The organism is Paenibacillus oceani, assembly GCF_014705615.1.
GTDB lineage: Bacteria > Bacillota > Bacilli > Paenibacillales > NBRC-103111 > Paenibacillus_AB > Paenibacillus_AB oceani.
On sequence record NZ_JACXJA010000043.1, the window covers coordinates 61487 to 78314 of the forward strand.

15 protein-coding genes are annotated in these 16828 nt (G+C 54.1%); 6 read left to right on the forward strand and 9 right to left on the reverse strand.

All coding sequences use genetic code 11. The annotated features are described in order from the left end of the window. Positions 1-7 precede the first annotated feature (7 nt). From IDH45_RS26445 to IDH45_RS35105, 3 genes are all read left to right on the forward strand, one after another. Positions 8-934, forward strand: coding sequence for a sensor domain-containing diguanylate cyclase (locus IDH45_RS26445; protein WP_190931151.1), 927 nt, complete (start codon positions 8-10; stop codon positions 932-934). Then, positions 931-1932, forward strand: a complete 1002-nt coding sequence (locus IDH45_RS26450) for an HD domain-containing phosphohydrolase (RefSeq protein WP_190931152.1) — start codon at positions 931-933, stop codon at positions 1930-1932. The genes IDH45_RS26445 and IDH45_RS26450 overlap by 4 nt, the downstream gene beginning before the upstream one ends. An 83-nt stretch (positions 1933-2015) precedes the next feature. Further along, positions 2016-2705, forward strand: a complete 690-nt coding sequence (locus tag IDH45_RS35105) for an HNH endonuclease (protein WP_190931184.1) — start codon at positions 2016-2018, stop codon at positions 2703-2705. Positions 2706-2771: 66 nt separating this feature from the next. On the opposite strand, the gene IDH45_RS26460 is transcribed toward IDH45_RS35105, so the two are convergent. Further along, positions 2772-4919, reverse strand: coding sequence for a transglycosylase domain-containing protein (locus IDH45_RS26460; RefSeq protein WP_190931153.1), 2148 nt, complete (start codon positions 4917-4919; stop codon positions 2772-2774). 308 nt (positions 4920-5227) lie between these two features. On the opposite strand from IDH45_RS26460, the gene IDH45_RS26465 reads away from it, so the two are divergent. Continuing rightward, positions 5228-5470, forward strand: coding sequence for a hypothetical protein (locus tag IDH45_RS26465; RefSeq protein WP_190931154.1), 243 nt, complete (start codon positions 5228-5230; stop codon positions 5468-5470). Positions 5471-5853: 383 nt separating this feature from the next. On the opposite strand, the gene IDH45_RS26470 is transcribed toward IDH45_RS26465, so the two are convergent. The 3 genes from IDH45_RS26470 to IDH45_RS26480 form a co-directional block, all read right to left on the reverse strand. Next, a complete protein-coding gene (locus tag IDH45_RS26470) occupies positions 5854-6054 on the reverse strand; it encodes a hypothetical protein (RefSeq protein WP_190931155.1) in 201 nt (66 codons plus the stop codon). Positions 6055-6112: 58 nt separating this feature from the next. After that, positions 6113-7126, reverse strand: a complete 1014-nt coding sequence (locus IDH45_RS26475; protein WP_190931156.1) for a Gfo/Idh/MocA family protein — start codon at positions 7124-7126, stop codon at positions 6113-6115. Between the two features lie 197 nt (positions 7127-7323). Beyond that, the gene (locus IDH45_RS26480; protein ID WP_190931157.1) at positions 7324-8640 is read right to left on the reverse strand and encodes an ABC transporter substrate-binding protein; all 1317 of its coding nucleotides are present in this window, start codon (positions 8638-8640) and stop codon (positions 7324-7326) included. Between the two features lie 777 nt (positions 8641-9417). Between IDH45_RS26480 and IDH45_RS26485 the strand changes: the two genes are divergently transcribed. Further along, on the forward strand, positions 9418-9900 hold the full coding sequence (locus tag IDH45_RS26485) for a YfbM family protein (protein ID WP_223836985.1): 483 nt from the start codon (positions 9418-9420) through the stop codon (positions 9898-9900). Positions 9901-10623: 723 nt separating this feature from the next. On the opposite strand, the gene IDH45_RS26490 is transcribed toward IDH45_RS26485, so the two are convergent. Beyond that, on the reverse strand, positions 10624-12033 hold the full coding sequence (locus IDH45_RS26490) for an extracellular solute-binding protein (protein ID WP_190931159.1): 1410 nt from the start codon (positions 12031-12033) through the stop codon (positions 10624-10626). Positions 12034-12196: 163 nt separating this feature from the next. Continuing rightward, complete coding sequence (locus IDH45_RS26495; protein WP_190931160.1) at positions 12197-13303, reverse strand: stalk domain-containing protein; 1107 nt, start codon at positions 13301-13303, stop codon at positions 12197-12199. 143 nt (positions 13304-13446) lie between these two features. Between IDH45_RS26495 and IDH45_RS26500 the strand changes: the two genes are divergently transcribed. Further along, a complete protein-coding gene (locus IDH45_RS26500; RefSeq protein WP_190931161.1) occupies positions 13447-14181 on the forward strand; it encodes a ZIP family metal transporter in 735 nt (244 codons plus the stop codon). A 93-nt stretch (positions 14182-14274) separates the two neighbouring features. Here the strand turns inward: IDH45_RS26500 and IDH45_RS26505 are convergent, their stop codons facing one another. The 3 genes from IDH45_RS26505 to IDH45_RS26515 all read right to left on the reverse strand — a co-directional run bounded on the left by IDH45_RS26505 (position 14275) and on the right by IDH45_RS26515 (position 16652). Beyond that, entirely contained in the window at positions 14275-15006 is a 732-nt protein-coding gene (locus IDH45_RS26505; protein WP_190931162.1) for a DUF6081 family protein, read from the reverse strand. A gap of 34 nt (positions 15007-15040) precedes the next feature. Continuing rightward, positions 15041-15961: a prenyltransferase gene (locus tag IDH45_RS26510; RefSeq protein WP_190931163.1), complete on the reverse strand. Its 921-nt coding sequence runs from the start codon at positions 15959-15961 to the stop codon at positions 15041-15043. A 244-nt stretch (positions 15962-16205) separates the two neighbouring features. After that, positions 16206-16652, reverse strand: a complete 447-nt coding sequence (locus IDH45_RS26515) for a GNAT family N-acetyltransferase (RefSeq protein WP_190931164.1) — start codon at positions 16650-16652, stop codon at positions 16206-16208. Positions 16653-16828 lie beyond the last annotated feature (176 nt).

A 16828-nucleotide genomic window follows, 5' to 3' on the forward strand; every position in this document is an offset into this window, starting at 1 on the left:
CTTTGCGATGCATAATCTCGAACTATTCTACATGTTGGCTGAACAAACGACGAATGGAATCATTCTGACGGATGCCGACAAGCGGATCATTTATGTGAACAAAGCGTTCACGATATCGACAGGCTATTCGTACGAAGAAGCGCTTGGCAAAAATCCGAGCTTTTTGCAATCGGGCTATCACGACATTCCATTTTATAAGCAGTTATGGTCGTCGATCCGGATTAAGGGACAGTGGCAGGGGGAAATATGGAATAAAAGAAAAAACGGCGAGATCTTTATCGAGTGGCAGAACATTATGGCTTTGCGAAACGAACAGGGCGACATTACGCATTACGGGGCTGTATTCTCGGACATTACGGAGAGAAAACGGATCGAGACGAAGCTGCAGTCCGACAACAAGCTGCTCAAGCGTCAAATCCATACCGACTCGCTCACCGGCGTCCACAACCGGCGGTACTTCGATGAAAGCTTGAAGCGGAGATGGAATTCACTGGCCAAAATCCGAAGCTATTTGTCGCTGCTGTTGATCGACGTCGATTTTTTTAAAGAGTACAACGATTTATACGGTCATCTGCAGGGCGACAGCTGTCTCCGCGAAGCGGCGAGCGTACTGGCGATGAGGCTGCCTCGCAGCTTCCGGGTTTGCCGGTACGGCGGGGAGGAATTTGCGGTACTGCTTCCCGGCTTGTCCGCCTCGGAGACGTATTCGATGGCCGAGCTGCTGAGGGAGTCCGTACACCAGCATGCGATTCCGCACAGCCATTCGAAAATCTCGGACCGGATTACCGTCAGCATCGGCGGGGCCACCGTGGTCCCGAAGCTGTCCGTAGACCCGGAACATTTGGTGCAGCTTGCCGACGAGGCGCTGTATACAGCAAAACAAAACGGAAGAAACCGGATATTATGTTTACCCGTTACAGGAGACCGATCATGATTGACACGTTGCGCATTTTTCTAACATTAGCAGATGCCGTTATTATCACCGATTCCAACCACCGCATTATGGAAGTGAACGAAACGTACCAGACCATCACCGGCTACAAGCGGGAGACGATTCTCGGATCGAAAGCCAGCATCGTCAAAAGCAAGCTTACGAGCAAGGCCACCTACCGCAGCATGTACGAGGCGCTAAACCGCGGCTCCAGCTGGTCCGGCATCTTTATTAACAAAAAAGCGAGCGGCTGCTTGTGGCATTCCTCCATCTCCATCACACCGTACGAGATCGGTGGAAACGTCTACTACGTCGGCATATTCCGCGAGCTGGAACATCTTGCGGAGGGCGTCTACGTCGCAGAGGAGCGAAGGAACAACATTCAGGGCGTCCTGCTGAAAGTGCTGGCGATTTCTTGCGAAATTCGCGATCCGGCGATCGAGGAGCATCTGCTCCGGGTCCAGCAGTATACGGAGCAGCTCGTGACCGTGCACAATAAGCGGATGGGCCTTAACCTGAAGGAAGACTATAAGCAAAGCATCATTCATTCGAGCATAATGCACGATATCGGCAAGTCCGGCGTCCCCGAAGGTATTTTGTACAAGCCCGGTCCGCTGACCGGCTACGAGCGATTGATCGTAGAGATGCACCCGTTAATCGGCGTCGATATTTTGTCGAAAATAAACATAGAGCTGACCGACAGCTTTTTCAAGGACGAGCTTTCTGTCGCGCGACAGATCATCCTCAGTCATCACGAGAGATGGGACGGCACCGGTTACCCCCACCGGCTGAAAGGGACCGATATTCCGCTGGAAGCGCGGATCGTAAGCGTGGTCGACGTGTATGACGCGCTTACCTCGCGAAGGCCGTATAAGGAAATTTGGTCGAAGGACAAGGCGCTCGCCTATTTAAAGGAGAATAAAGGGACCGCCTTCGATCCGGATATCATCGATTCGTTTGTGCGGATCGAGGAGATGCAGACGGACCGCTTACCCAGCTGATCCTTTATCCTTCCTACATACTGGCAGGCTATATCGATCGTTATTCGGCAAACGAACGGACAATAAAACTTGAGGTGGACATCATCGATCCGAATGCCCCAACAACCGAGCAGGATCAAGCAGCCGGCGGCGATCCGCTTCCCGGCAAGCACTGCTCGCGCTGCAACCAAATAAAGCCGCTGTCCCATTTCCTCCGGCGGAGCGGCAAACGCGCCGGGAAATCTTCGCGCCGCGGCACCTGCCGGTCGTGCCGGAAACAGATGAAGTCGGAGCCGGAGCCCTTGCCGCCTACTGAGCCAAAAGAGGCATCTGCATCTGCCGGGCCGCCTCTCGCCGAAACGCCGAAACGCAGAACGAAGAGGCCAATGCCTCCCCTGCCGCCGAAGCCGGAAGGACCCGACGCCTCGGTGCTCGTGCCGACCCGTCAAGGCATCATCCGGATGAGAGGCAAGACGGACAAAGGACGCCGCTGGCATCAGGAGACCGATCTCGAGACGGCGGTGACGCTCGTTCGGGAGCTGGCCGCAATCGTCGTGAACCGGCATACGATACGCCGGATTTACAGCAACAAAAACTTCCGCCGTTATATTTTGACGCGGGACAATTATACATGCCATTTCTGCGGGGAATACGGCGATACGATCGACCATCTGCTGCCCCGGGCCAAAGGAGGGCATACGACTCCGGCCAATTGCGTCTGCGCCTGCAGCCTGTGCAATCAAAGCAAAGCCGACCGCAGTCTGGACGAGTTTACAAACAGCTTCGAAGACTAAACGCAGAGCAGCCGGGTTTCCCTATCTGGAACCCGGCTGCTCTGCGTTTCCGGCTCCCCTGCCGGCTCAGTCGTCATCATCGTCCTCTTTTTCACCCGGCTTGCGGTCATTATTGCGCTTCTCTTCCTCGCGCTTCCGCTTCTCCTCCTTCTCTTTTTTTTCCTTTTCTTTTTCTTCTTTTTTCTTCTGGCCTGGCGGCTCTTTCTTCTGCTCGTCGTCCTTCGAGCTATTTCCTTTACCTGGAACAAACGAGTCAGTGCGTTTCCCCGGGTCTGGCGGCTGCCTGAACGACTTGGCCGGCACGTCCTGAAGCGCCGAACTCATCATTTCGCGGAAAACGATCGCGGAACTGTACCCGCCCGATATGTTCAGATAATGATTCTGGTCGGTCTGGTCGTACCCGATCCATACGGCTCCGACCAGCTCCGGCGTATACCCGACGAACCAGGCGTCCTTCGAGCCGCCCTCGATCCCTTCGAACGGCGCGCCGGCCGGCAGTTGAGTCGTTCCCGACTTGCCGGCGGTCGGACGGTTCATCGCCGCGTTCGAGCCGGTCCCTTCGCGGACGGCGTCCATCAACATGCCCGTCATCGCGAAGGCGGTCGACGGCGACATCACGGCTACCGGAGACGGCTTCGCTTCGGCCAATACCCGCCCGTCAACCGTCGTTATTTTCTCGATCGTATGAGCGGGCATCATCGATCCGAGATTCGGAAATGCCCCGTAAGCCTGCGCCATCTGCAGCGGGGATACGCCTTCCTGCAATCCGCCGAGCGCAATCGCGAGGTTGTTGTCCCCTTTCGCGAGCGGAATCCCCAACCTTTGGACGAACGCCTGGCCGGTCTGCAAACCGATCTCGTTCAGCAGCCAGACGGGAGGGATGTTCCACGAGCGGATCACCGCTTCGCGCATGGTAACCTCGCCACGGGTCCGTTTATCCCAATCGGTCGGCCTGTAGCCGTTAATATCCAGCGGACCGTCGTAAAGCTTGGAATTCGGACCGTACCCTTGCTCCAGCGCAGGAGCGTATACGACGAGCGGCTTGAACGAGGAGCCCGGCTGCCGCTTCAACTGAGTCGCCCGGTTGAAGCCGCGGAATACATGCTCGCCGCGGCCGCCGACCAGTCCCAATACTCCGCCGGTATACGGATCGAGAATGACGGCGCCGCTCTGCACGAGCTGATCCGGGGCGCTCTTCGGGAATAACGAGTCGTTGCCGAACGCTTTGTCCATAGCGGCTTGCACCGCAGGATCGAGACGGGTATAGATGCGAAGTCCGCCGGCAAGCAGTTGGCGCTCGGTGAACCCGTATTGTTCAATCGCTTCCTCGATCACTTGATCCATATAGTACGGATACAACCCGCGCAGGCTTTCTTGCTGAAGTTCCGCTAGGACGATCGGCGTGGCGACAGCCTTGCGGTAATCGTCTTCGCCGATATATTTTCCGGCCAGCATCAGGTCCAGGACGAGATTGCGCCGCTCGAGCGCTTTCTCTTTATTTTTGAACGGCGAATAATGGGTCGGCGCCTTCGGCAATGCGGCCAGCATCGCGCTCTCCGGCAGCGTCAGATCGGCGACGTCTTTCCCGAAGTACGTATTGGCGGCCTTTTGAATGCCCCACTGGCCTTCGCCGAAATAGATCTGGTTCAGATACGTCTCCAGGATTCGTTCTTTATCGTACGTCTGCTCGATTTTGAACGCATACCCCGCTTCCGTCACTTTGCGGGATAACGTCTGATCGTGCGACAGGAACATGTTTTTCGCGAGCTGCTGGGTGATCGTGCTGCCGCCCTCCGCGACTCCTCCCGCTCTCAGATTTTGCATCAAGGCGCGCAGGATGCCGATGGCGTCGACACCCGCATGGTCGTAAAACCGTTTATCCTCCACCGCGACGATCGCGTGCTGAAGATGAAGCGGGATGCGTTCGAGCGAGACCGGAACGATTTTGGAAGAAGAGATTTCCGAGGCGAGCCCGCCGTTTTTATCGATCAGTTGGGTCGGCGCCAGCAGCGGATTGGCCAGCTTCGAGATATCGAGCGAGCGGACCCAGAAGATAGCGCCGAGCGCGGCCGACCCGCACACCGAGACGACGGCGACAAGCGCCATTGCTTTACTTATGCGGAACCGGGGCAGGGAACGAGACTTCCTTTTAGGTTTAAGCTGTCCCCGAAAGAGACGAATTACGTTCGCCAAAGGCTGCAGCCGTCTGTTCATGTTGTGAGGTCCCCCTTTTATGTATACGTTCATACATATTCGGAGCTCGGGGGAGAAGTAGGGGGGCCTTGGGAGAAGCAGACGACACGGTGCGCAAATCCGTTCTTCAAGAATGGTTACCTGGGTGGAAAAAATAGACTACAATAGGGTATGGAAGAAGGGATAGGAGGGCGGTTGGTGCTGAGGATGCGTTTTCTGCACTTGCGGATCCGGCAGTCCGGCTCGGATGTGAACGAGCGGTTAAGCGCGCCAGATCAGACCGATTAACCGGCAGGCCCACGATCATTTTGAACGAGGAGGCGTATCAGATGCTTTCCATACTTGCCGTTGCGGTTTATTTGTCTTCGCTTGCCCTTATTGGATACCGGGTGGTGAAAATCCGGTTTGCCAAATATAACAAAGAAAATATGGGATTGCTCGGTATTCTGGCTCTACTCTCTTACACGACGATCGAGCCTTTGCTCCTCAGCCTTTTCTTTGCGGTCGCCAGCCTTGTTTTGTTACTTCTCTACATCACGCTGTGGATTAGATTCTCCAAGCGAACCCGGTGATTCGGTGTTGTTCAGTTGTCCGGAACCGAGCGTACATGCAGGGCTATTCTCACTGCGGTACGGGCTAACTCCCCTACCATAAGAGCCTTTGGCACCCTTTATTTTCGGCTTTTTTGGAAAAATGTAACGATTAAAGGCTGTTTGGACCTCTTATTTCAACCAACAGGTCGAGTCCAACGCCACTTTCGCGGAAATAAAAGCTTCAAATCGCTCCTATTCCCCCGTGCAGGCTGGATTCGGACAAAATAAGGAGTACAAACCAACCTTATCCGGTTTTCCTCGCAATATTAGGTCAGCCCCATCTGCATTCCGGTCGTGCAAAAAACAAAAGAAAGAGCGTCTAACCGCTCTTTCTCTCGCCCGGGACCCTTTACGCCCGCCTGTCATCTCCGGCTGCCCGGAAAGCCGAATACAAAGATGACGATACCGATCAACGCAAATACAGGAACAAATAGATTGCTGAAGAAACCGGCCTCGCCGACAGCCAGCCCCGCCAGCTTCTGTCCGAGCCGTTCCACCATATAGATGATAGCAGCGGCGAACAGAAAAGCAGCGCCCAGCTTATGGTAGAATTCATTCCCCATTGGCCGAACCTCCCTCACGTTTCCCCCTACTATACCCTATTCCGAATTTTCCGGCCACTCATCGGGCGGCGCCGGCCGGGGAATCCGCGAACTGGGTGACCAATTCCTCCGCCCCTGACTCGTGAGAGCGGTATGCCGCATCTACAACCGCACACACCGATTGCCCGTACACCGCGCTTTCCACATATCCGGTCCCTTTGTCCACAACGCTTAGAACATCGTTCCATTGGGCTTGAAACGGCTCGACCGGCTCATCCAAAAGGATCTCCTCATATTCGCGCTCGCTCCCGGACACCCACAGCTTATTGCCTGCGATTTTCAGTTGTCCTCCCGTGAACAGCAGCTCCGTCTCATTAGCCGTAATATTGCGATACCCGCACAAAGAAACCGTTGCCGTCACGCCTGCCGATGTCTGCATAAACATGATGCCGCTGCCTTCCACATTGCCGCGATCGCCGTAAAAGGTCAGGTTCGCCTTCACTTGGCGAACCGCGCTCCCGGTCAGCCACTGGATTTTATCGATCGAATGGCTGCCGATATTGATGACGATTCCGCCCCCGGAAAGCGACTTCTCAAGAAACCACGCCGGACGTTCGGGCAAAAAGTACGGATGGTGTCTGCGGTCATGAATGGCAACCAGTTGGCCGAGCCGTCCCGAACGGACGATCTCCTTCGCTTTCTGATTGGCCGGGTAATAATGCTGCATATGTCCGATCGCCATCATTACGTTATGGGCAATGGATGCTTCGATAATATCCGCACACTCCGCCGCGTTAAGCGCCATCGGCTTCTCCAGCAGCACGTGACAGCCCAGCGAGGCGCATGCGATCGCCGCTTCTTGGTGCAGATGATGCGGCAGCGTAATAATGACAATATCGGGGGCCCGCTCCCGGATCATGACGCGGTAATCCGTATAAGGCGCCGCTCCGTAGGCGGCGGCCAGCTCCCGGACCCGCTCTTCCGCGATATCTGCTATGGCGACAAGCTCCGTCCTCGCATTCTCATGCAACGTTTTGGCATGTACTTTGGCGATCACTCCTGCACCGATAATTGCGGCTCTGTATGTTTTCATCTTCCGTCTCCCTCTCTCTGTGTCGATAGCACCTGCTGCTATGAAGCTTCGTACCCTTGGTCCTTCTCCGCAGTGCCGGATTAACGAACCGGAGCCGGCGGGTTGACCGCCAGCTCCTGATCTCCGAACACAAGCCCGTTCGCACCGTACGAACTCGGCTTATAGGCGTATGCCTGCCATACTGCTCGCTCCTTTCGTTACTTGAACAGGTCCGCCAGCTTCTGGTCCAGCTTTTCTCCCGCCTCGCGAAGCGCCGTATTCGTATCCTTTTGTCCAAGCACCGTGTTTTGGTAAGCTTCGAAGTAGGCCGTATGCCCGGGTGATTGCGCTTTAACTACTTCTACTTTGGTCAGAGCGGACGGCGCGAACTTCTCGGGCAGCAGCGCCTTTACGTTTTTGTTTTTCAAAGTCGGTACGTCTTGCCCGAACTGAGACATGCCCGCGACGCGGTCTTTCAGGATCGGCAGCATTCCTTTTTGGGCCAGATGATTCTGGAACTCCTCCGTCGTCAAATAGGCGATCACATCAAACGCATCCTGCTTATGCTTGCTCGTTTTCGTTACATAAAAATACGTAGGGTACGATTGCGGACCGACACCCGGCTTATCCGCCAGTTGCGGGAACGTCGCGATGTCCCAGTCGAACTGGTCCTTAAGCGTAGACAGCGACAACACGACGAAGTGGAGCAGCATCGCGGCATTTTGGTTCTGGAAAAACATTTTTTGCTGCTCCGCCAAGCTCCAGGTTTGAGCGGTCAGCTCATTGCCGGGAATTTTCGATACACTCGTCAACAACTCGAATGCCTTCTTGAACGAATCGGTGGTGAAGATCGATTTTTTGGTCGTCGGGTCGATATATGCCGCGGAATATTGGTTCAGCACGATGTTGGCGGACGACGACATGACCAGCCCTTTGTAGCTGACTCCGCCTTCCGTACGGGACAGCCGCTTGGCGAGGTCCTTAAGCTGATCCCAGTTCAGACCGTCCTTCGGATATTCCACACCGAATTTATCGAATAAATTCTTGTTATAGAATAGTCCGAGCGTGTTCGTAAATACCGGCAAGCCGTACATCCCGTTATTCGCAAATCCTTTCTGCAGCTCGACGGCCGACGGCTCGAGCTTGGACAGATCGTACTTGCTCGTCTTGATCATCTCGGAGATGTCGTATTGATAATCGTACGTAGTCAGGCTGTCCGCCTGACCGATGGACATAAACATGACGTCGATCGTCTGGCCGCTGGCCACGACGTCGGCGATTTTGTTGCTGCCTGCCGGCAGATGCTTGACGGTTACATGCGGGAATTTGGTCTGGATCATATTGCCGAACGTATCCATAAACGTCTGGTCGTAATCGGCGACCTGCGAATAAAAAACCAGCTCGACCGGATCTTTCTTCTTCTCTTCAACCGGAGCCGGAGCGTTGGCCGCCGGCGGCGTATTACCGCCACCGCACGCTGTCAGCACAACCAGACTCGCAGCCATCACTAGACCGCCATACCGTTTTACCTTCATACATCCTCTACCCCCTGTTTTGTATCCTGTGCTTCGTTCAACCGGATGCCGACAACGCTTGCGGCGCCCGCTTCCCTTTGTGATGACTCGACCTGTTGACAGAAATCAACACCCCAACAATGTGACTCATAAAAATTAAATATATACAAGTCAATTGTGATTTTAGTATCAATTCCTGAATCTAAATTTCATTTTATCACGTTTGAAACCGTTGTCAATTCGTATTTTTATAAACCAAGTATAAATTAATATAAATTTTATGAGTTACATACAGTTTCACTGTCTTCATGACCTGCCGACTGTTTCCCTGGTGCCGCAAACCACACTTTGAAGATGAAGAAAAGGCCGGAAACTCCCACTAGACAACCGTTTAAGGGTTGGGTTCCGGGACCGTCGCTTGATGAACACGTGGTTGCTTAAACGGTGAATCAGAATATTAGACACTTGGCATAGCGAACGGGCAAGGAAAGCTGCTGCTGACGGCGGCGCCGTTGGAAGCTCGAACCACTGCCGCCCGGGAGATGGCTATAAGTAATTCGCGATGCCCGGTAACCTGCTTCCATAAGGGTTTTTAGGAATTGCTCTACCTTTGTGCATCCTTGTGTTTCTGGTTGTTTTCCGGGTCTTTAGACCCATTTGAAGACGGAGTCGGGAGTGTTGGATAAATGGATTAGACCTGACGTTTATGTCCATGGCTCGAAATACACATTTCCTGGATGTTACATTAATCCAAGCAGTATAGGTCACTACAGTGGAATGAGGGATGACAACTTGGCAATGCGCGGATATTACTTTGCTCTGGATGACAAACTGGTACAGCAAACCGCCGCAGGCGAAGTTGCACTGAAAAATTTGCGAGTGGACGATTATCCCGGACTGGACATCGATAGATCCTGGGAGGCGATTCACTTCTTGCTTTGCGGAAATATTGCCGATGGAGAGCCCCCTCTTGGGTATGTTGTTCCGATAACGTCGGACCAAGGCATCGATTTCGGCTCATTCGGGGCGTTTGTGTTGCGTGGCGAGCAAGTTGCAGAAGCGGCCCGGGCTATATCCGAGCTGGATGAAGCGCAGCTCCGCTTGCGGTATGATTTCCCGGCTATGGTCAAGGAGGAGGTATATCCTCTTGATCCTGACATAGTTTCAGACGAGGATCAAGACGAGTTCTTTGCCTACATCCTGCAGTATTATAACGAAATCCGCCGTTTCTACAGCCAAACTGCAGCCGAGGGGAAAGGTCTCATCTTTTATATATTCTGATTCCGCTACTAGGAATCGTCACAAGCGATAACCAAACTTCCTTCCATAGGCTCACAGTTTTCCTCACCTGTCTTCGTTGGTAACCATTATGAACAACCGTCCGGCAACCGTCCGGACGGTCCTTTGACGTGCAAACCCATAAAGTTTATTTGTACGTTGGAAGGGAATAGGTCCCTTTGCTCCAGCCGCTCGGCCTCAGTCGTGTTGTCATCATGCGCCGGTATGGCTAACGAGCTCAGCAGTCGTTATCAGAGCCGAATGCGGACGTTTGAATTTGTAACGAACTCTTGTATGGTTATTCCCGCGAATCGAATCGTTTTATTCCACTTTCGGTTCGATAACGATACCCGGATTCGTTACGTCTGGAATAACGTCGTTTTTCAGCCATAAGCACGATCCGATTCGTTAGTCATCGGACCTGAGTATACGTTCCCTAACGCCAAGGAAGGAAATCTCTTCCCTTCCCTTTAGTATGAAAAAAAACATAAACGTTCTGGCGGATTAAGAAAAGCTTCTAAACGAAGCCACTCGCCGCGACGAATGGCCCTGCGTAAGAGCAGCTTTTCTGATAGGATAACTTGGTTCCGAATACCTCGGTTCGCTTCAACGCTTTAGCGATCTTAATAGCGAGCTTAAACATTCCGGCGAATCGTTAACAAAACGCCCTCGAGCTTAGTTAAAGTTCGGGGCGTCAACCTTTTAATCAGGGGACTTCACGTCCCGTTATCCCCAGTCACCGGCAGGCGCCGCCTCCCGGATTGTTTGCGGCTTGGACAATTGGTCACTGAGCCGGCTGCACAGCTCCTCCTCGTCGATCAGATCGGCCCAATACCCTTTCAGCAAATTACCGATGCCGTACAGGGTTTGAAGCGATACGTTCAGTTCGCCGTGGGTGCGCAGCGAGGACAGAATTTCCCTGTACATCATCGCCCGGGACGGCCGGTACATTCCGCCGGTTTCCGGCGGGCTGGGCAAATTCCCCACGCTCGGAACGCTCATCGTATTCGTACGGATAAACGTCTGTCCTTCCACGGACGTTAAATAGTCGACGAGCAGCGCCGCTTCCTCCTTGCGGCCGGACTGACGCAGCACCCCGGCGCCCAAGGCGATGCCCAGCGTCCGCATCTCCCGGATAAACGGCATAGGCGAGACGTCGTACTCCAGTCCGGAATCGATAAGCCCGTTCAGCGCCATATAGCTGGTTAAGGTCATCGACACTTTGCCTTCCATAAACATTCTGTCGATATCGTCGTTGCTTTCCGACAAGTAACGGGGAAACGCTTTCGCATTAAGGATGATCCGTTTGCAAATTTGAATGCTTTCCATCAGCTTCGATCCGCGTATGTCCTTCAGCTTGCCGTTCTCGTCCCATTCGAACCGTTCCATGCTTTGCAGCAAAAAGACCGGCCAGCGGTTCCCGTCCGGGATATGGAAGCAGAAGCCGTAACGGCTTTTGCCGTCCGACAGCAGCTCGGCATGCCGGATCAGATCGTCCCATCTCCAGCTGCCGTCCGGCTCCAGCAGTCCGCTTTCGCGGAAGTGGGATTTGTTGTAGCAGAGCATGATTGGGGAGAAGATAAGCGGCTGCATGTACATCACGTCCTTATGACGGTACAACGCGTTCACTTGCGGATAAATAGCCGGATTCTCCGCCGTCTCCTCCAGCCATACGGTTTTGCCTTCCTCGGCCGCCTGCTGGAATTGATAGCTGGTCAGCAGCACCACATCGCCGGGAATCGGCTCCTCCTTGTTCCCGAAACCGAGCAGCCCCGCAGTAACTGTCGTTTCTACTGTAATCCAAGGGTACTTTTTATGAAATCCATCCAGCAGCTGCCTCAGCTTCAAATTACGCAGCGGCATTTCGTTGCACAGCAGCTTCAGCTTCACCGGTGGACGTCCGGGAGCTACCCGGTTGCCCAACCTCGCCACTTTCTCGATCCAGCCTTCCTCTACAAGCTGTTCAAGACCGATGCGGATCGAGTTGTTGCTCATCCCGAACTGGGAGACGAGCGTTTTCTCCGACGGCAAATAGTCCCCGGCCGGATATACGCCTTTAATAATATCGTCCCGGATCGTCTGAACCATCTGCTCCAATTGCTGCTGAAACTGTTCTTTGGTCGGTCTTCTTCTCATCTTCTACGCTCCGCTTCATCCACAGACATTGTTGCTGTTATTGTAACAGATTGTATTTTTATGAATCAACCCAAACAGGCGGAGCTTCATCGCTCCGCCTGACCGATAGGTTTATCCATTGAAGGATGGAACAACAGGAAGGCAAGTCGCTACAGCCTGACACTCAGGACCATGAGATTACGATCGAACCGTTCTCCTCTTTCAAGTCCGCCTTCAAAATGTCCGTCACGAACTTCAAAGGCACGTACGCGGACGATTCGACCAATACCGGAGCCGCCCCCAGCGGCATCGGAGCCATCCGGGCAAAGAAATAAGCGTCTTTGCCGATCGTCACCGTCGTCCAGTTCGGCCCTTTCTTCAGCTCGGCGGTCATCGTATCGGGAATCCACGTGATCTCGAAGCCGATCCGCTCGGCGACCAGCCGGAGCGGGATCATCGTGTTGCCGCTCGCATCGGCGAAAACCTGGTTCCGATACAGCGTGAACGATTCCTTCGCCTGTTCGCTTTCCGAGCCTTTCTCCGTCTCGACTCCGGGAATCGGCAAACGGAATTCCGGATTGCCGGCAGCTCCCGGCGCGATCGCGTATTTCGGGAAGACGATGACGACCTCGCCATTTTCCACATAAAAAGCCTGCTCGGCCGAAATCCCTTTAAACTCCTCCGGAAAATAACTATCCGGATCTTTGGCGATCTCGGCTTTGATGAAAGCGTCGATCGTCTCCTGATACTTGTCGCCGAACAGCTCGTCCAGCGTCACACGGGTCGCCTCCGCTTCGTTCCGAATCGTATACGTATCAACTCTCGGCATACCGGTGCCGCCCGTCTGGGCGTATGTAACGACTCGCAGCGAGACGATCCCCTCCGGCTTGCCGCTGCCGTCCGATTTCAGTTCGTAATCGACAATCAGCTCGTACGGTCGCATCTCGTATCCGTTTTTCTTCATGTCGGCCGCGGTCTCTTCCGCTTCCTTCTCCCAGTTCGCAATGTCCTTCTCCGCATGGGATTGGATGATATAGTTCAGCTCTTCCTGATATTTTTTATCCTGGAGCCCTTGCAGCACCGGCACTTTTACGTTCGCCTTGAGCCATTCGCTCTTCGAGCCGAGCTCCGTCGAGGTAATAAAATCCGCCTGGACGGAGCCGTCCGTCTTCGCGGAAACCGGAACCGCGGCGGCGGCGGCAAGCACTGGCACGGGCGGCAGCGCATACCCTGCTATCATAACCGTTCCCGCAACGCTAAGGGACAACCATGTCTTCTTCATCGTTTTCATACCCAATCCCTCCGTGATTTGATCTCTCCATCATATAGACGTCCGGGCCGGCAAAAAGTTCAATCGTGCAACGAAAACGGCATGCGGCTTGGACTTGTACATATATATGAGATAAGCTTTGCAATCGGACGCTGGAGGTCGCCATGAGCATGTTTTGGCAATGGACCGTCTTCTCTTCCTTATGTACCCTGCTCGGAGCACTGCCGACCTTGCTGCTTCGCAACGTCTCGCATCGCGCCAAGGATATGCTGCTCGCCTATACGGCCGGCATCATGGTTGCCGCCTCCACGTACGGCCTCATCCCTTCGGCGCTTAAGCTGTCGAACCTGTATGTGCTGACCGCCGGCATCCTGCTCGGCACTGTGCTGCTGACGGTCATGGAGCTGGTTATTCCCCATGTCGATTCGGACCATGCCTTTCCGCCGCGGGAGGATCGGCAGTCTGCTCATCTGCTCGTCATGACCGCCATGCTGCTTCATAATTTGCCGGAAGGACTGTCCACGGGAGTCAGTCTGGCAAGCGGAGACCGCCAGCTCGGTCAGCTCGTATCGGTGGCGATCGGCCTGCAGAACATTCCCGAGGGCTTCCTGGTTGCCCTGCTTATGGTTACCCAGCGGGCCAAGCCGTCCAAGGCGCTGGCTTATACGTTCATGATCGCGTTGACCGAATGGCTGGCCAGCTGCCTCGGTTATTATTTCGGAACCGAGCTTCAGATGCTCGTCCCTTACGGGCTGTCCTTCGCCGCCGGAGCGATGTTGTATGTCGTCTACAAAGAACTCATCCCGGAGAGCCACGGCGACGGCCATGAGATCCCGGCTACGTTTGCGTTCATCGTCGGGACGGTCACGATGATTGCGCTGACCCATTGGCTCGGTTAATCCGCGCGGCGGCGGGCAAACCAAAAACCCGCACCTCCCGAAAGAGGTGCAGGTTTCATCAATTGGGATGAAGCCGGCGGCCGGCTCTCGATTCTATGATTCCTTAATCGTCACTTGTACAGGCGACCATTCGCCGATGACCGTTTGGCCGTGGACGGATACGCTGCCTTCGGGCGTCAGATCCTTCTCCGTCATAATGCCGAGCGCGATCGTGAACCGGTTGAACTTGACCGGCACATCGTGGTCCCGCCGCACTTCTTCGCCGTTCACATAAAAGACGACTTCGTCGCTGCCGCGGTTGTAGACGATTTTGTACGTATTGAATTCCCTTGGCTTAAAGTTCGTATCTTCCTTGAAAATGCAAAAATATCTCGTCTTATCCGACTCGGGAACCTGAACTCCCGGGAATGGGAGTACCGCATAAACGCTCGCGTATTTATCGTTGCCTGCAAAGAAATCAAGCGCACCGCCGGTGGTGAAGTCGAGCAGATTGAGAGAAACGTAGCCGTCGTACAGATCTCCGGGAGCCGTATTTTGCGAACGCGCGCGAATTTGCAGCTCGAAGCAAACCTCGCCGGACTCCGGCACCTCGACCTGTTCTACCGAGTAGTACATATGCTTGGCATTGTCGAGAATTTGCACATGATCGTGACTGCGGCTGAGCGGCGCCCTGACATACAAAATGCCGTTGCGTACGATCACGACGGCGTTAGGCTCGCGGTACGACCAGAACGATCCGTCCTGCAGCGGAAACCCGCCGATCTTCCACACTTCTCCTTCTGACAAGATGGTATGAAAATCTCCGAAAGTCAACTGTTTGTCCATGTTTGCACCTCTTCTGTCGGTTTTCAAATCGGAATTAATGCAGCAGTCCTTGAACGAGCAGAGCAAGTCCCATTAGCCCGCCGCAGCGCACCGAAGCTTTCAGCGACGCCCCCATCAGCGGAAGATACGCTCTGGACTCGTTCTCGTCCTTCATCGTCCCATAGACGCGCAATAGCGGAATAGCGGTGATCAGCGCCAGCAAAGCGTACCACGGCACGGCTCCCGCAGTGGCGCACACGATCAGCGAGACATAGGCGAGCACCGCCAGCCCTTTCGAGAAGACGAGCGCTTTTTTCTCGCCCCATACGACAACCAGCGTTCGTTTGCCAGACTTCCGATCCGCTTGCCAATGCAGAAAATGATGGTTGAACAGCACCAGCGTCGTCAGCAACCCGATCGGAAGCGAGAGCAGCAGCGGGCGGTAGCCGAATTGCTCCACCTGCACATAATAAGTGCCCATAACGGGTAAAATGCCGAATGAAAGCAAAATCGCAATCTCGCTAAATCCTTTTCCCCGATAGCCGAATTTCAGCGGCGGAGCTACATAAAAATAGGCGATCGCTCCCCCGAGCGCGCCAAATGCCAAAGCCCACCAGCCGCTTGCCAAACTGACGACGACACCGCATGCGACCGCAAGAGCGAACAACGACCAGGTTGCGGCTGCGAACGTTCGCTGCGCCATGATTCCGCCTGCGAGAAAGCCGGAGTTGGTTGAGATCGCCGCCGCAGTTTCTTTGGCCGCTACGTCCACGCCGTTCCGGTAATCCCACAAATCGTTAATCATATTGGAAAATAAATGAGCCGCTCCGGCACCGAGCAGCGTAATCAGAAACAATCCGGGATGAAACACGCCGTCCCACGCGTAAGCTCCCAAGCCGCCGAGCACGACCGGAATGACCATAACGGGGAGGACACGAAACCGGGAAGCTTTCATCCATAGCTTTAGCTTGTCCATGTGGATGACCCTTTCTTCTGGTACAATTTCAGAGCTTATCCTATGGGATGAACAGGGTTGCCGGCGGCCAACTCCCCTTTTCAAGCCAAATCTATAGCTCTGAATTTGTAATTGGTTGATCTTGAAGTCCCGTCCCTATTATAAATCATTCGACGAATACCGGGGTATACTTATTTATTGGTTTTCGACAAATACCGTCATTTAGCAGGCTGCATCCGAACATACCGTTTTATTCCATGAACACCTACTTAATCATCTGAAAATACCACATGCCGAAGCCAAGCTTCTCGTAAAACTGTGCCGTTTCTCTCCAGTTCGTATTGGATGATCCGACTGTGACGCGGGTGACCCCTTCGGACTTCGCTTTTTCGATCAAGGCCTTGACCAGACTCCTTCCCAATCCGGCGGACCGGATCCCCTTGTCTACGTAGACTTCGTAAATCTCTAAATAATTCTCTCCGGTTGTCATCACCGAGCTTCCTCCGCTCGTATTTACCGTTCCGAACGTATACCCAGCAATCCGATCCTCGAGCTCGGCGACCAAAAAGTAACTCCCCATCTTGGAAGCCAATCTTTCCTCCGTCCAGTTCACATTCTCATAGCCTTTCGTAATACGTTCTTCAGCCCACGCTTGGGATAAACGGATAACAGCGGGCAGATCATCCGGCTCACATGGCCTCACACGATGCATTCAAGTTCACACTCCTGTCGGCAGTCCATTTGTTTCAGGCGGATCATACCCTTACCGAAAGCTTCTGCAACAGCCGCTCTCCCTCCGAACGGTACTGCAGGTGGGCACCGAAAACAGGCGTACACATCCTTATAGGGGCCGTACATCGCATATCTGCACATAAAAGCTCCCCTTTC

Excerpts from the sequence above, each read along its gene's own strand:
- IDH45_RS26445 (WP_190931151.1), top strand. The coding sequence starts at position 8 with ATGCATAATCTCGAACTATTCTACATGTTGGCTGAACAAACGACGAAT.
- IDH45_RS26450 (WP_190931152.1), top strand. The coding sequence starts at position 931 with ATGATTGACACGTTGCGCATTTTTCTAACATTAGCAGATGCCGTTATT.
- IDH45_RS26460 (WP_190931153.1), bottom strand. The coding sequence starts at position 4,919 with ATGAACAGACGGCTGCAGCCTTTGGCGAACGTAATTCGTCTCTTTCGG.
- IDH45_RS26465 (WP_190931154.1), top strand. The coding sequence starts at position 5,228 with ATGCTTTCCATACTTGCCGTTGCGGTTTATTTGTCTTCGCTTGCCCTT.
- IDH45_RS26470 (WP_190931155.1), bottom strand. The coding sequence starts at position 6,054 with ATGGGGAATGAATTCTACCATAAGCTGGGCGCTGCTTTTCTGTTCGCC.
- IDH45_RS26475 (WP_190931156.1), bottom strand. The coding sequence starts at position 7,126 with ATGAAAACATACAGAGCCGCAATTATCGGTGCAGGAGTGATCGCCAAA.
- IDH45_RS26480 (WP_190931157.1), bottom strand. The coding sequence starts at position 8,640 with ATGAAGGTAAAACGGTATGGCGGTCTAGTGATGGCTGCGAGTCTGGTT.
- IDH45_RS26485 (WP_223836985.1), top strand. The coding sequence starts at position 9,418 with ATGCGCGGATATTACTTTGCTCTGGATGACAAACTGGTACAGCAAACC.
- IDH45_RS26490 (WP_190931159.1), bottom strand. The coding sequence starts at position 12,033 with ATGAGAAGAAGACCGACCAAAGAACAGTTTCAGCAGCAATTGGAGCAG.
- IDH45_RS26495 (WP_190931160.1), bottom strand. The coding sequence starts at position 13,303 with ATGAAAACGATGAAGAAGACATGGTTGTCCCTTAGCGTTGCGGGAACG.
- IDH45_RS26500 (WP_190931161.1), top strand. The coding sequence starts at position 13,447 with ATGAGCATGTTTTGGCAATGGACCGTCTTCTCTTCCTTATGTACCCTG.
- IDH45_RS26505 (WP_190931162.1), bottom strand. The coding sequence starts at position 15,006 with ATGGACAAACAGTTGACTTTCGGAGATTTTCATACCATCTTGTCAGAA.
- IDH45_RS26510 (WP_190931163.1), bottom strand. The coding sequence starts at position 15,961 with ATGGACAAGCTAAAGCTATGGATGAAAGCTTCCCGGTTTCGTGTCCTC.
- IDH45_RS26515 (WP_190931164.1), bottom strand. The coding sequence starts at position 16,652 with ATGCATCGTGTGAGGCCATGTGAGCCGGATGATCTGCCCGCTGTTATC.